The organism is Massilia sp. METH4 (assembly GCF_037094685.1).
Taxonomy (GTDB): domain Bacteria; phylum Pseudomonadota; class Gammaproteobacteria; order Burkholderiales; family Burkholderiaceae_D; genus Rugamonas.
The window spans coordinates 207,323-221,108 of record NZ_CP146614.1 but is presented as its reverse complement, the minus strand read 5'-3'; the positions used below and the strand labels follow the sequence as shown (position 1 = coordinate 221,108).

The following is a 13,786-nucleotide window of genomic DNA, read 5'->3' as shown; positions in this document are numbered from 1 at the left end:
ACTGCACCCACGTCAACGTTCCCCCAATGCGTCACTTCAGGAGAATCCATCATGGCTTCAAATCAGGGTAACAATCGAGGCAATCGACAAGGCGAAGGACAAGGCAACAAGCAAAGCACGACCCGCAACCGCGGCTTCGCGTCGATGGACCCCCAGCGGCAGCGTGAAATCGCTTCCGAAGGCGGCCGCGCCGCGCACGCCAAGGGCACCGCCCACGAGTTCACCTCGGAAGAGGCACGCCGCGCCGGGGCCATGAGCCACAAGAACGGCAACCGCCAGAGCGCCGCGCGCTCGAACGCCAACAGCGACCAGGGCAACCAGGCCGGACAAAACGACACCCGCAACGACAATCGCCAGGGCTGATCCCACCGCAGGAACAGGCGCAGGAGAATTGCATGACTCCACCTGACACCTCCCGCAAGAACAAAAACAGCGAAGATACGTTCGTTCTGGTCGATACCGAGCACCCCGGCATCGGCAATGTCGACCTGCCCGAGACGGAAGTACGCCGCCTGGACAAGCCCATTCCCGGCAACCGCCAGGGAGCGGACCAGGGTTCACAGGGTTCACGACAGGGCGGCGACCACTCGTCCCGCCAGGGCGCGAATCCACCGGGTACCGAAGGCGGTGCCCCAGGACCGGAAGCCAGTTCCGGCGTATGACGATGCCCCGGCCACGCGCCGGGGTTTTTGCTTGGCTACAGGCTGACTACAGGCGCGGGAGACAGCGCCTTTCGTGTGCGCTGCCCGCGACGAGCAGCGCCTTCCTTTCAGTGCCCCAGGTGGCGGTGTTCGCCCACATTGGTCGGCGGCTTGCCGGTGATGGCGGCTTTCGCCATCGCGAACAGCGTGACCATCTTGCTGTTGGCGGTGTCCCAATATTCCGCCGCCTGCACGCGCACGCGCAGCAGGGCCAGATGCGGATCGTCCAATCCTTGCGGGAACCAGGCCTTCACCGCCGGATTCCACAGTTCTTCCGCCTTGGCGCGGTCGCGCAGCAGTTCGGCGCGGCCCGAGACGGAGACGTACAGGTGGTCGCCGACATCGGCGAACGACACATTGACCGACGGGTTGTCCACCAGTTCAAGGGTGAACGCTTCCTGGTCCGAGACGAAGAACCAGATGCTGCCTTCGTCATCGAGCTGCTGGGTGGTCAGGGGGCGGCTCGTCAGCAAGCCCGATGCGTCCTGCGTCGTTAACATGCCGAACTTCACGTCCTTGATACGGTCGCGCAACTCGTGCAATTCCTCGGTTGTGAATGTGGTCATGGTGCATCCTTTCAAATTGTCCAGTACAAGCAACGAGGGTAAGCCGCAACGGCTGGTACATCTGTACGCTGGCGTACTTAGCCCCCCGGCGGTCCGCGGAGATTTGTTTCGTTTGTAACAGCCGGGCTGCCGTCGGTTGACGCTCCAAATGATAATCATTATCATCTACTGATTAATACAAGATGCTATCGGGGAAAATTTGAGTAACAAGGAAACGCAGGCGGCGGCGAAGAGCGCCAGCCGGGCCGTCTGGTTGAAGCAATTGCACCAGTGGCATTGGATTTCCTCGGCGCTGTGCCTGCTCGGCATGTTCCTGTTCAGTATCACCGGCATCACGTTGAACCACGCCGCGCAGATCGAGGCCAAGCCGGTCGTCGTGCGCAAGCAGGCCGAGGCGCCCGCCGCGCTGGTGGCCCAACTCAAGGCGTTCGGCGAGCAGCGCGACGGCGAAAAGGCGCCGTTGCCCGAGACGGCCGAGCGCTGGCTGCTCGATACCTGGTCGGTAAAAGCCGGCGGCCGCGAAGCCGAATGGTCGGTCGACGAGGTGTATCTGCCGATGCCGAAGGCGGGCGGCGACGCCTGGGTGCGCATCGGCTTCGAGGACGGTGCCGCCGAATTCGAGAACACCGACCGCGGCTGGATCTCCTGGCTGAACGATGTGCACAAGGGCCGCAACACCGGCACCGCATGGAACTGGTTCATCGATATCTTCGCCGTCATCTGCCTGGTCTTTTGCATCACCGGTTTCCTGATCCTGAAATTCCATGCGGCCAACCGGCCATCGACCTGGCCCGTGGTCGGACTGGGCATGCTGGTGCCCATCGTCATCGCTTTGTTGTTCATCCATTAATAAAAAAGGCAAACCATGAAATTAAGCTATTCCATCGCGCTCGCCATGCCCCTGGCCGGTGCGCAGGCGATGGCGGCCGACCTGGCCCTGAAGCTCGATATCCCGCAGTTGAACGTGGCCGAATACCACAAGCCGTACATCGCCGCGTGGCTGGAAAACGCCGACCAGAAGGTGGTGACGAACCTGGCGGTGCTGTACGACATCAAGAAGAAGGACAAGGCCGGCGAGAAGTGGCTGAAGGACATGCGCCAGTGGTGGCGCAAGTCGGGCCGCGACCTGGCCATGCCGGTCGACGGCGTTTCCGGCGCCACGCGCGCGCCGGGCGAGCATACGCTGACATTCCCGGCCGCCAAGGATGCGCTGGCCAAGCTGCCGGCCGGCCAGTACACGGTGGTGGTCGAAGCTGCCCGCGAAGCCGGCGGCCGCGAGTTGGTGAAGGTGCCGGTGGCCTGGCCGCCGAAGGGCGCCAAGGAGTTCTCCGCCAAGGGCAAGGAAGAACTGGGCAATGTGGTGGTGCAGGTCAAGCCATAAGGAGAAAACGATGAATATGCAAAAAACCCTGATCGCGCTGGCACTGGCTGGCGCCGCCTTCAGCGCCCACGCGCACAAGCCCTGGATCCTGCCGTCGTCGACGTTCGTCGAGAACGACCGCGAGGCGTGGGTAACGGTCGACGCCGCCATCTCGGAAGGCTTGTTCGACATCGACCACGTGCCGCTCAAGCTCGATGGCTTGACGATCACCGGGCCGGATGGCGCGACGCTGCAACCGGAAAACGTGGCCAACGGCAAGCTGCGCAATTCCTTCGACGTGAAGATGGCGAAGAACGGCACCTACAAGATCGCCCTGGTGAACACGAACGTGTTCGCCAGCTACAAGGTGAATGGCGAGACGAAGCGCTGGCGCGGCCTGGAAGCGAACCTGTCCAAGGAAGTGCCGGCCGATGCGCAAGAGCTGAAGGTGACGCGCACGAACAGCCGCATCGAGACTTTCGTGACGGCCAACGAGCCGAGCAACGCCGTGCTGAAGCCGAGCGGCAATGGCCTGGAACTGGTGCCGGTGACGAACCCGACCGAGATGCGTGCGGGCGAGAAGGCCACGTGGCGCTTCCTGCTCGACGGCAAACCGGCCGCCAACCTGCCGTTCAGCCTGATTCCGGGCGGCGTGCGCTATCGCGGCACGTTGAACGAAGTGCGCTTCGCAACCGATGCCAAGGGCGAGATCACGTTCACGATCCCGGCCGCAGGCATGTACCTGGCCACGGCCAGCTGGCCAGCGCCGCCGCAGGGTCAAGCACAAGGCCAGGCACAGGGCCAGCCGCAGCAGCCGCCGGCACGCCGCGTGAGCTACGCGGCCACGGTGGAAGTGCTGCCCGAGTAATGCGCCCGCAGTTGCGCCGAACTCTGCTGCCGCACGCGATCTCGTCCGAGCCGCCCCCCGCGGGGGCAACCGTGCGCGAGTATCGCGGCCTCAGCATGGGTACCACCTGGTCGGCGCGCGTGGCGCAGGCGCCCGCCGCGCAGGATCTGGCTGAAGGCTTGCAGGCGCGGTTGGACGAAGTGGTGGCGCAGATGAGCCACTGGGAACCGGGTTCCGACCTGGGCCGCTTCAACCGCGCGCCGGCCGGCACCTGGCAGGTGCTGCCGCCGGCCTTCTTCCAGGTGCTGGCGTATGCGCTGGACGTGTGCCGCGATACCGGCGGCGCCTGCGATCCCTGTGCGGGGGCGCTGGTCAACCTGTGGGGCTTCGGCCCCGTCAACCGTCATGACGAACCGGGGTTTGCGCCGCCCACGCAGCAAGCCGTGCAGGCCGCGCTACGGCCGCGGGATATGCCGCGCGTGCGCCTCGATCCCGTCAGCCGCAGTGCGTTCCAGCCGGGTGGCGTGCAGCTCGACCTGTCCGCCGTGGCCAAGGGTTATGGCGTCGATTGCCTGGCGCGCTGGCTGGAAGGGCAGGGCATCCGCGACTACCTCGTCGAAGTAGGGGGAGAACTGCGCGGGGCCGGCGTGAAACCGGATGGCCAGCCCTGGTGGGTGGCGCTGGAAGAGGTCGATGACGGTGGCGCGCACGATGCCATCGTGGCCGCCCTGCACGGGCTGGCGGTGGCCACGTCCGGCGATTACCGCCGCTTTTTCCTGCACGACGGCCAGCGCCGTCCGCACACGATCGATCCCCGGACCGGCCTGCCGATCGATAATGGCCTCGCCTCGGTGACCGTGGTGGACGCCAGCTGCATGGCGTGCGATGCCTGGTCGACCGCACTGACCGTGCTGGGCCCGGTGGAAGGCCTGGCCCTGGCCGAACGGCGCGGCATCGCGGCCCGTTTCGTGGTGCGCACGCCCGATGGCCTCGTTGAATACCTGAGCTCGCACATGCGGGCGATGCTCGACCAAGCATGATCCTCACAAACGACACCACCCGGCTGGCGCTGACCGCCGCCTGCTTCGCCGCCTATGGCATCACCTGTTTCCTGCCGTGGCTGCGCTTGCGCCGCAAACGCGCCGCGGCCGGGGTGGCCGACCCGGCCGGCTGGATCGTCGCGTACGCCAGCCAGACCGGCAATGGCGAGGAACTGGCGCAGCAGACCGCGGCCACGCTGCGGCTGGCCGGCATCGGCGTGCGGGTGATGGAGCTGGGCGACGTGAATGCCGCCACCCTGCAAGGCGCCGAGCGGGCGCTGTTCATTGCCAGCACGTATGGCGAAGGCGATGCGCCCGACGGCGGCGCCGCGTTTGCCGGCAAACTGATGACACGCTCGCTGCCGCTGGCGCAGCTGCACTATGGAGTGCTGGCGCTGGGCGACAGCAGCTATGCCCACTTCTGCGGCTTCGGCCGCGCGCTCGACCGCTGGCTGGCAGCGCAGGGCGCGCAGCCGCTGTTCCCCCGCGTGGACGTGGACCGGGGCGCGACGGCCGACTTGGCGCCGTGGCGCCAGCACCTGTCGCACCTGGCCGGCACCAGCGACGCGCCGGACTGGGAAGCGCCGGCCTTCACGCCCTGGCGGCTGGCGCAACGCCGGGTGCTGAATCCGGGCAGCGCTGGTGCCCCGGTCTGCCACCTCGAGCTGGAACCGGCCGCGGGGCCGTTGCCGCCGTGGCAGTCGGGCGACCTGGTGCAGGTGGTGCCTCCCCGGCAGCCGGACCAGCCGCGCGAATTCTCGATCGCCTCGGTGCCGGGCGACGGCCGTGTCCACCTGCTGGTGCGCCTGCACCGGCATGACGATGGCAGCACCGGTGTCGCATCGGGCTGGCTGTGCGAGGAAGCGGAGGTGGGCGCGCTGGTGCCGCTGCGGCTGCGCCAGCACCGCCGCTTCCGGCTGGAAGGCAATGCAAGCCGGCCCTTGATCCTGATCGGCAACGGCAGCGGCATCGCCGGCTTGCGTGGCCACCTGCGCGCCCGCATCGCGGCCGGGCAGGAACGCAACTGGCTGCTGTTCGGCGAGCGCCAGCGCGCGCACGACCTGCATTACGGCGACGAACTGGCGGCCTGGCAGGCGCAGGGCATGCTGGAGCGCCTCGACCTGGCGTTCTCGCGCGACGGCGCCGAGCGCCTTTACGTGCAGGATCTGCTGCCACCGGCCGCCGCCACGCTGCGCGCGTGGATCGCGGACGGCGCCGCCATCTACGTCTGCGGCAGCCTGGAAGGCATGGCCGGCGGCGTCGACCGCGCCCTGCGCGACCTGCTCGGCACCGCCACCGTCGATGCGCTCGCCGCCGAAGGCCGCTACCGGCGCGACGTCTACTGACGCCTCCCACGCTGTCGTCCCCCAACAACAGGGGACTGTCCCCTTTTTTCCGGAAATATTTGCCACGAGCGGGTCGGCCCCGGTTCCAGGAAAAACTGGCTCCACCAGCGTCGCTTCTGAACAACAGGGACAGTCCCCGAATTTTTACAACACTTTGTGTGGGAAAAAAAAAGCCCCGCGTGAGCGGGGCCGAGGGAGTTCCGCGGAGAATGCGGACGAGAGGTATCAGGGGGCCAGCTCCTCGAGCCCGCGCTGCAGGCTGGAGATGCTCGGGTTGTCGATGAATACGCAGCGCTTGCCGGTGCGCTTGCAGAAGTCCTTCACGCGCCAGTAGGCGCTGTGGCTGATGCAGCCTGTCTGGCAGATCACCAGGTCGGCGGCGGCAAGGCTGGCTTCGAGCTTGCCGGCATTGTCTTCCAGGCCGCCGTCGTGGTGGGCGAACTGGGCGCCGGCGCGCTCGATCAGCGTGCGGTACGACGCGACGTTGCCGCTGCGGCCGCCCACGCACAGGATGCTGCGTTCGGCTAGGCGGATCGGCATGCGGATCACGTGTTCGACCGGCTCGGGCCGTGGCGGCTCCTCGTCGCGCACGGGTGCCTGGGCCTGGGCCTGGCCCAGTTCGCGGCGCAGTTCGGCAACCTGCTCGCGCAGCAGCCGCTCGCGCTCGTCGCTTTGTTCCAGCCTTTGCATCAGCCGCTCGCGCGCCGGCAGGTCCGGTACCGTGTTACGCAATTGCTCGAGTTCCTGGCGCAGGGCGTCGATGGTGCTGTCGCGGCTCACCAGTTGCGCGCGCAGTTGCATCAGCGCGCTCGCATGGCGCTCCTGTTCCGCCGTGCGCTCGATCTGCACGGCGGCGCTGCGTTGCTGCACCTTCGCCAGTTCCCGCGCCAGCTGGCCGTTTTCCTCGACCACCGCGTTGAAGCGGTTGATGTCGGCCCGGGCGCAGGCGCCGGCCTGGTGCTGGATCATGTGCAGGTCGCGGCACATGCGTTCTTCCAGTTCGGGCACGCAACGCGGATGGGTCAGGCCCGCCCAGAAGGCGCCGGCCACGTCGCCGCCCGCCACCGCGGCCTGCCACAGCTCGGCCACCGCCTCGGCGGTGCGCGCCGCACGAAAGCGCGCGATGATGGTTGCATAGCGCCGTTCCAGTTCCTTCTGCAAGGCTTCGGACAGCCGGTTGCGCGTGCCGCATTCACTGACGGCGCCGACGTGGATTTCGTAATCGTCCGCGATCACCTTGCCGGCGGTGACCTTGCCGACCAGCTTGCGCAAGGTGGCGAGCGGCAGCGAGACACCAACCAGCGGACAGTGGCACGTATGGCCCAGTTCCCAGATACGGCGCCGGCGCGACGTTTGCGCTTCCTGCGGCGGCATGGCCGCGTGCTTGTCGCACATGGTCACACCGCCTGGGGCGCCGTGCGGCCACGGGCCATCAGGCGGGAAAGGAAACCGTCGTCCTTCTTCTGCGGCGGCGGCAGCGAGCGCTCGACGACGCCGGCCCATTGTTCGGACAAATGCTGGCACGTGGCGGCCAGCACGGGCGACAGCCCGGGCAGCGTGGCCAGCGCCTTCAAGTGGCGCTCGATGACGGACGCGAGCTTCACGCAGCCCTTCCCGTCGGCCGTATAGTGGGACATCAGGTGCAGCACGGCGGACAGCATCAGCTCCGGCTGCTGCCCGCCGGTCGCGGGCGCCAGGTAGATCGGATCGGTATGGTCGATAGCCATCGGACTCTCCACGAAACTATGCAGCTGGCGGCGGCTGGCTGGAATGAAGTTCAGGCGGTAAGGATCAGCTTGTTCAGCTGCGTGATGCGCAAACGGTAGATGCGGCCCGCGTGCTCGATTTCGACTTCGCGCTGGTCCTGCATCAGGCCAGCGGTGGTGAGCCGGCGAACGGGAGCGGGCTGCCGGGGAGCAGGCGCCGGCTTGGTTTGGTTGGCTTGGGTCTGCATGGTCATTTGGCCTTAAATAAGAATGATTCGCATTTGCATTATTGGTCACCCCTGCCGGAAATGCAAGTGTTTTTTGGCGAACCCATGCAGAAATCGCCATGCGCGGCCGCCACGAAAAAAAGGCCCGCCGAAGCGGGCCCAAGCTGGGTAAGAGAAGGTGCCGGCGCGCCGCATTCGCTATCGCGGCGCGTCAGTCGGCAGTGCGATCAAACGGCGGCCACGAGTTGCACAGGCGGCGTGGGCGCGGCTTCGGCGGTGGCCGCCTTGTTACGCGACGGCGACTTGCTGCGCGAGCGGGAAGGCGGCAGGCGGCGCAGCGTTTTCAGCGCATCCGGATCCTTGATGCCGATCGTGCGCTGGTCGACCGTGATCAGGCCGATTTCATTGAAGGCGGACAAGGTGCGGCTCACGGTTTCCAGGGTCAGGCCCAGGTAGCTGCCGATTTCATGGCGCGTCATGCGCAGATTGAACAACTTGCTCGAATAGCCCATCTGCGCGAAGCGGTCGGCCAGCGAGACGAGGAAACGTGCAACACGGGCTTCGGCGCTCAGCGCACCCAGCATGCCGATCATTGCCTGTTCGCGCACCAGTTCGCGGCTCATCACGCCATACATCATGTGTTCCAGTTCCACGTGCACACGGCCCAGCGCGGTCAGCTTCTTGAACGGCAGCAGGATCAGGTCGCAATCGGACAGGGCCACGGCTTCGGACGAGTAATGGCGGCTGTGGATGCCATCGACGCCCAGCATGTCGCCCTTCATCGGGAAGCTCAGCACCTGTTCGTTGCCGAACTCGTCGATGAGGACGGTTTTCAGGAAGCCGGAATTGACGATGTACAGCGTATCGAATGGCTGGCCGATCGTGTGGATGCGCTGGCCGGTCTTGAACTGGACGTGCTGGAACAACAGTTCTTCGGCGTTGACGGAGCAGGCCGCCGGGATATGCAGGAGGTCGCAGACTTCCTTCAGGTTCGACCAGAGGCGGCCCTGGCGCTGGCGGCCCGCCTCCATGGCGGGCGATGGTGCGGCCTGGGCTGCGGCTCGGGCTTCGGACATTTGCGTGGGGAGCATGCTTATCTCCTGGTTTCAGGTCATGTGTGTTCGGATTTAAATCGTTTTTGCTCGAAACGACTTTCGAAACTACTTTGGAACTAGTCTGGACCCAAGCCCGGTTTTTTGAACTACCGGTTATTGTTTGCAATCGCTGCTCGCCGTGGTGGGTATGGGGCAACTACGCAGCAACTCGCTTGGAATGGTTTCAGTATGCCAACCGGGGTGGGGGATGGATATCGGTATGCGCTGAATATGCTCGTAGGAGCTAGCGTCAACCTGTAGGAATACTCCTACCGGCAGATATCGTTCTTCAGAGTGGAGAGGGTGGGGTGCCGTGCCGGCCGCGGCAGGTCAGGATTTGAACGGCGACAGTAGCTTGTGCGCAACTGCGTATTGGACCATTTCCGACAGCGAGCTCATTCCCATTTTCTGCATGATTCGCGTTTTATGTGTACTGACGGTTTTTACCGACAGGTGCAGGCTATTGGCGATCTCGGTAATCGACTTGCCGGATACGAGCAAGGAGAAAACCTCGAATTCGCGGTCGGATAACTGCTTATGCAACAGGCTTTCGTTGGGCATCATGATATTGAGCGCCAACTGTTCGGCCACTTCGGTGCTGATATAGGGCCGGCCGGAAGCGACCTTGCGGATGGCGCCCACGAGTTGCGTGCCGGCGCTTTCCTTCGTGAGGTAGCCCTGCGCGCCGGCGCGGATCGCGCGTACGGCATACTGTTCCTCTTCGTGCATCGTGAGGATCAGGACATTCAATTTCGGCGCTTCGCTGCGAATCTGCCGAATCAGGTCCACGCCGCTGCGGCCAGGCATCGACAAATCGAGCAGCAGCAGGTCGAAGCCGCCCTGGCGCACGTGACGCAATACTTCAAAGCCATCGACGGCCTCGCCGACAATGTCGATGTCGGGGGCGCCGTCGAGGATGCGCTTGAGGCCCTCGCGCATGATGGTGTGGTCGTCTGCGATGACTATTCTGATCATGGGTGGTTCGGTGACACTCCGGTGTTGCCAATCGTTCCGATGGCCCTTTTCGTATCGGCGCCATCGGGCAGCTTGAAGTGCAAGTGCAACATCAATCCGGCAGGGGTTCTTTCAGCAGGCGGTGCACGAGCACCGGGATCTTCGAGTGCGAGAGTACCTTGTTGGTAACACTGCCCAGCAATAATTGCCCCCAACCGCTGCGGCCGTGGGAGCCGATGAAGATCAGGTCGCAACCTTTCTGTTCGGCGATCTCGACGATCTTTAGCGCAGCGCTCTCGGAAAAGGCGGTCATGCTTTCGCAGCGCACGCCTTTCTTGTCGCACGAGGTCACGATCGACTGCACGTGGTCGCTGCCGGCCCGGCTCATCGCGGCGCGGTATTCCTCCTCGCTGGGATAGCTGGGCGGAATGATCTCGACGTAGATGGGGTACTGATATTCAGGCGCGACAAACAATGCGAGTACTTCGGCGCCGAGCTGCTGGGCGAACGAGACGCCGGCGCAGGCAGTCATGCGGGACACGGCGGACCCGTCTGTAGTAATCAGAATTTTCCGGTACATACCCGCTCCCAAGAATGCATGCGCTCTCACATTGTAGTCCCGAATCGCGCTCTTGTCTGGTTGTAAAGACTTGATCTTCCTCAATAGAGAGATGAGCTTGGCGCAAGCTTGTCTCCCAGGCCATGTTTGTACAAGACAAACATGTGCTCGCACGCGGCGACCCAAATACAACAGAAAGCGCCGCTTTTGCTGTTGCCGCACAGGATTGCCCCAACCGAGATTGAACAAGCGGACGACCCCCTGCTACACTCGCGGAAGTGCGTTAATATTGCCGGACGTCATCATGACCGACAGATAGGCAGTTGATACGAAAGCATTTTTTGATATGGAGAAGCAGGGAAATGACCGACGCCGCTGATGATTTCGACGCATTATTCGAGGAAGTGTCCGCGCAGCGTGCCAACGCCACCCCGGCACCGGCCCCGGCGCCCGCGCCGGCCGCCGCCGCAGCTGAAGACGACCTGGAAAGTCTGTTCGACGAAATCGCCTCGACCCGAAGCGAGCCCGCGGCACCCGCCGCCGCGCCCGCGGCCGTCCAGCCGGCCCACGCGCCGGCCGCCGAGGAAGGCCAGCACGATGGCACGATGTTCGAACGCCTGGGCGGCATCGTGCGCCTGTTGCACGACTCGCTGCGCGAACTGGGTTACGACAAGGCGCTGACCGAAGCGTCGTCGCAGATCGTCGACGCGCAGGACCGCCTGGAATACGTGGCCTCGCTGACCGAGCAGGCTGCCAACAAGGTGTTGAACACGCTGGACGATGGCATGCCGGCACAGGACGTGCTGTCGAAGAAGTCCAAGGAAATGGAAGACCGCTGGGCCGCGCTGTTCGCGGGCAAGCTCAGCATCGAAGAATTCAAGACGCTGGCCGGCGACTCGCGCGCGTTCGCGCAGGCGGTGTCCGAAGCCACGGAAGCCGAGAAGGCGCGCCTGCTGGAAATCATGATGGCACAGGACTTCCAGGATATCACCGGCCAGCTGATCAAGAAGGTGGTCGTGATCACCAAGACGGTCGAGCAGGAACTGGCGCAGCTGTTGAAGGACAACGCCCCGGCTGACAAGCGCGAGAAGATCGCGCAGAAAGAGGCCCTGGAAGTCGAGCTGATGAGCGGCCCCTCGGCCCCGTCGGTGGCGCTGAACCAGGACAGTGTGGACGATCTGCTTGCCGATCTGGGGTTCTGATGGACGATATGCTCAAGGAGTTCGTCGTCGAGGCGATGGACCTGGCGGTCAATGTCGAGGAGCACCTGCTGCGCCTCGAACGCGACCCCGACAACAAGGAAACGCTGAACGCCGTGTTCCGTTCGTTCCACACCATCAAGGGTGGCGCGGGCTTCATGAACCTGGGCGCGCTCGTTTCCGCCTGCCACCTGACGGAAAACCTGTTCGACGCGCTGCGCACCGGCGCCGCGCCGGTCACGCCGCTGTCGATCGAGGCGGCGCTGCAGGCGTCCGGCTTCGTGGCCGACCAGCTGGCTGAACTGAATAACGGTGCTGCCCCGGACAGCCTGGGCCCGATGCCGGCCGATCTGGAAGCGATCCTGACGGACGCCATCAGTGGCAAGGAAAGCTCGGCCAAGCCGGCCGCGAAGGCTGCTCCCGCCCCGGCACCGGCACCGGCACCGGCCCCTGTGGCAACGCCGGTCGCTGCACCCGTGCCATCCGCCGACGGCCTGGACTGGGAATCGATGTACGAAGCGGTAGTGCCGCCGGGCACGTTCCAGCGTCAGGCCGCCGTGCCGGCTGCTGCTGCCGTGGCCGCCGCCGCTGCTCCCGCGCCCGTTGCACCGGCTGCCGAAGCGCCGGCGCCCGCCGCCGCTTCCGCCGACGCCGCGTCCGGCAAGAAATGGGACGGCGTCGAGCGCCGCGAGGAAAACAAGGCCGCCCATGCCGCGCCTGTGAAAGAGGAAAGCATCCGTATCGACGCGGTCAAGCTGGACGCGCTCCTGGAAGTGGCCGGCGAGTCCGTGCAGGCCGCCAACCAGGCCGCCGTGCTGCTGGAGCGCCTGCAACAGTTCAAGTTCGAAGGCCAGGCGGCCACGTTGATGTCGGCACTGACCGAAACGCTGGAACGCGCCTCGCGCTATTCCACCGAACTGCAGCGCGCCACGCTGGCGACCCGCATGCAGCCGGTCGGCCGCCTGTTCCAGAAGTTCCCGCGCCTGGTGCGCGAGCTGGCGAAGGACCTGGGCAAGGAAGTCGAACTGGTGATCGAGGGCGCGGAAACGGAAGTGGACCGCGTCGTCGTCGACAGCCTGTACGATCCTCTCGTGCACATGCTGCGCAATGCGCTGGACCACGGCGTGGAAGGCCCGGATGCGCGCGTTGCCGCCGGCAAGAACCCCAAGGCAACGATCCTGCTGAAAGCGTGGCAGGAAGCCAACAGCGTAATGATCGTGCTGCAGGACGACGGCAAGGGCATGGACCCGGTCGCGCTGCGCCGCAAGGCGGGCGAAAAGGGCCTGATCTCGCCGACCGCCAGCATGACGGACGAAGAGTCCTACCAGCTGGTATTCCTGCCGGGCTTCTCGACGAAGGAAGTGGCGTCGTCGGTGTCCGGCCGCGGCGTGGGCATGGACGTGGTGAAGACCGCCGTGGAAAAGAACCGTGGCGCGATCCACATCGACTCCGCGCTGGGCAAGGGCACCAAGTTCGCGATCCGCCTGCCGATCGAACTGTCGATCGTGCCGACCATGCTGGTATCGACCTCCGGCGCGCTGCTGGCGCTGCCGATGGCCGTCGTCGAACGCGTGGTGGAGCTGCCGGAAACCTTCAACGAGGTGGGCGGCGCCCCCGTGATGAAGGATCAGGGCCGTCCGCTGCCGGTACGCTCGCTGGCGAATGCGCTGGGCTACGAGCTGTCCACCGAGCGCGTGGGCATCGTCATCAATGCACCGCAGCCATACATCCTCGCCGTGGGCGCCGTCGATGGCACCGCCGACCTGGTGATCAAGCCGATGACCGCGCTGACCGTGGAAGGCGTGACCGGTACCGCGCGCTCGGCCGAAGGCGAGCTGGTGCTCGTCGTGGGCCTATCGTTCCTGATGGATGGTTGCAGGAGCAGCGTGCGCATGGCAGCATAAGCGGTTTGCCAAGCAAGTCACCCCGAAAAGCCTGCGACCGCAATCGCAGGCTTTTTTGCTTTCTAAACTAAAATATTGCTGGAAAAATGGGGACGTACCCCATTTTCTCAGCAACATTGGCCAGAGATGCGCGGGCGGTTCGATCGCGGCTATCGGCTGCTCGGCAGGCAAGAGCATGGTCTTTCTGGAAATGTTGCCTGAAAAATGGGGTCTGTCCCCATTTTTCAGGCATTAAATTGCAACACCGGCGCCCTAGGCGCGCAGCAGGGAAATGCAAGAGGCA

At 64.9% G+C, this 13,786-nt stretch carries 16 protein-coding genes; 9 read left to right on the top strand and 7 right to left on the bottom strand.

Going from position 1 to position 13,786, the window contains the following annotated elements; translation table 11 throughout:
• The first annotated feature begins 51 nt into the window (after positions 1–51).
• Complete coding sequence (locus V6Z91_RS01075) at positions 52–363, top strand: KGG domain-containing protein (RefSeq protein ID WP_338765484.1); 312 nt, start codon at positions 52–54, stop codon at positions 361–363.
• Between the two features lie 32 nt (positions 364–395).
• Complete coding sequence (locus V6Z91_RS01070) at positions 396–662, top strand: hypothetical protein (RefSeq protein ID WP_338765482.1); 267 nt, start codon at positions 396–398, stop codon at positions 660–662.
• A 107-nt stretch (positions 663–769) separates the two neighbouring features.
• Here the strand turns inward: V6Z91_RS01070 and V6Z91_RS01065 are convergent, their stop codons facing one another.
• Positions 770–1,267, bottom strand: a complete 498-nt coding sequence (locus V6Z91_RS01065) for a pyridoxamine 5'-phosphate oxidase family protein (RefSeq protein ID WP_338765479.1) — start codon at positions 1,265–1,267, stop codon at positions 770–772.
• 199 nt (positions 1,268–1,466) lie between these two features.
• On the opposite strand from V6Z91_RS01065, the gene V6Z91_RS01060 reads away from it, so the two are divergent.
• Genes V6Z91_RS01060 through V6Z91_RS01040 form a run of 5 tightly spaced genes read left to right on the top strand, consistent with a single transcriptional unit; the run spans position 1,467 to position 5,860 of the window.
• Complete coding sequence (locus tag V6Z91_RS01060; protein ID WP_338765475.1) at positions 1,467–2,117, top strand: PepSY-associated TM helix domain-containing protein; 651 nt, start codon at positions 1,467–1,469, stop codon at positions 2,115–2,117.
• Positions 2,118–2,132: 15 nt separating this feature from the next.
• Entirely contained in the window at positions 2,133–2,648 is a 516-nt protein-coding gene (locus V6Z91_RS01055; protein ID WP_338765472.1) for a DUF2271 domain-containing protein, read from the top strand.
• A 10-nt stretch (positions 2,649–2,658) separates the two neighbouring features.
• Positions 2,659–3,495, top strand: a complete 837-nt coding sequence (locus V6Z91_RS01050) for a DUF4198 domain-containing protein (protein ID WP_338765469.1) — start codon at positions 2,659–2,661, stop codon at positions 3,493–3,495.
• Positions 3,495–4,514 (top strand): FAD:protein FMN transferase, encoded by a 1,020-nt coding sequence (locus tag V6Z91_RS01045; RefSeq protein WP_338765466.1) that lies wholly within the window; start codon positions 3,495–3,497, stop codon positions 4,512–4,514. The genes V6Z91_RS01050 and V6Z91_RS01045 overlap by 1 nt, the downstream gene beginning before the upstream one ends.
• Positions 4,511–5,860 (top strand): sulfite reductase subunit alpha, encoded by a 1,350-nt coding sequence (locus V6Z91_RS01040; RefSeq protein WP_338765463.1) that lies wholly within the window; start codon positions 4,511–4,513, stop codon positions 5,858–5,860. Before V6Z91_RS01045 ends, V6Z91_RS01040 begins: the two co-directional genes overlap by 4 nt.
• Before the next feature lie 225 nt (positions 5,861–6,085).
• On the opposite strand, the gene V6Z91_RS01035 is transcribed toward V6Z91_RS01040, so the two are convergent.
• The 6 genes from V6Z91_RS01035 to V6Z91_RS01010 form a co-directional block, all read right to left on the bottom strand.
• Positions 6,086–7,255, bottom strand: a complete 1,170-nt coding sequence (locus V6Z91_RS01035) for a DUF2325 domain-containing protein (protein ID WP_338765460.1) — start codon at positions 7,253–7,255, stop codon at positions 6,086–6,088.
• A 2-nt stretch (positions 7,256–7,257) separates the two neighbouring features.
• Positions 7,258–7,587, bottom strand: a complete 330-nt coding sequence (locus V6Z91_RS01030) for a hypothetical protein (protein WP_338765458.1) — start codon at positions 7,585–7,587, stop codon at positions 7,258–7,260.
• 50 nt (positions 7,588–7,637) lie between these two features.
• Entirely contained in the window at positions 7,638–7,814 is a 177-nt protein-coding gene (gene hemP / locus V6Z91_RS01025) for a hemin uptake protein HemP (RefSeq protein WP_338765456.1), read from the bottom strand.
• 206 nt (positions 7,815–8,020) lie between these two features.
• Complete coding sequence (locus tag V6Z91_RS01020) at positions 8,021–8,824, bottom strand: helix-turn-helix domain-containing protein (RefSeq protein ID WP_338772137.1); 804 nt, start codon at positions 8,822–8,824, stop codon at positions 8,021–8,023.
• Between the two features lie 393 nt (positions 8,825–9,217).
• Complete coding sequence (locus tag V6Z91_RS01015; protein WP_131144470.1) at positions 9,218–9,862, bottom strand: response regulator transcription factor; 645 nt, start codon at positions 9,860–9,862, stop codon at positions 9,218–9,220.
• Positions 9,863–9,953: 91 nt separating this feature from the next.
• Complete coding sequence (locus tag V6Z91_RS01010) at positions 9,954–10,421, bottom strand: universal stress protein (RefSeq protein ID WP_338765452.1); 468 nt, start codon at positions 10,419–10,421, stop codon at positions 9,954–9,956.
• A 341-nt stretch (positions 10,422–10,762) separates the two neighbouring features.
• On the opposite strand from V6Z91_RS01010, the gene V6Z91_RS01005 reads away from it, so the two are divergent.
• Both V6Z91_RS01005 and V6Z91_RS01000 read left to right on the top strand, forming a co-directional pair.
• A complete protein-coding gene (locus V6Z91_RS01005) occupies positions 10,763–11,602 on the top strand; it encodes a protein phosphatase CheZ (protein ID WP_338765450.1) in 840 nt (279 codons plus the stop codon).
• Positions 11,602–13,503 (top strand): chemotaxis protein CheA, encoded by a 1,902-nt coding sequence (locus tag V6Z91_RS01000; protein WP_338765448.1) that lies wholly within the window; start codon positions 11,602–11,604, stop codon positions 13,501–13,503. Before V6Z91_RS01005 ends, V6Z91_RS01000 begins: the two co-directional genes overlap by 1 nt.
• Positions 13,504–13,786: the final 283 nt, after the last annotated feature.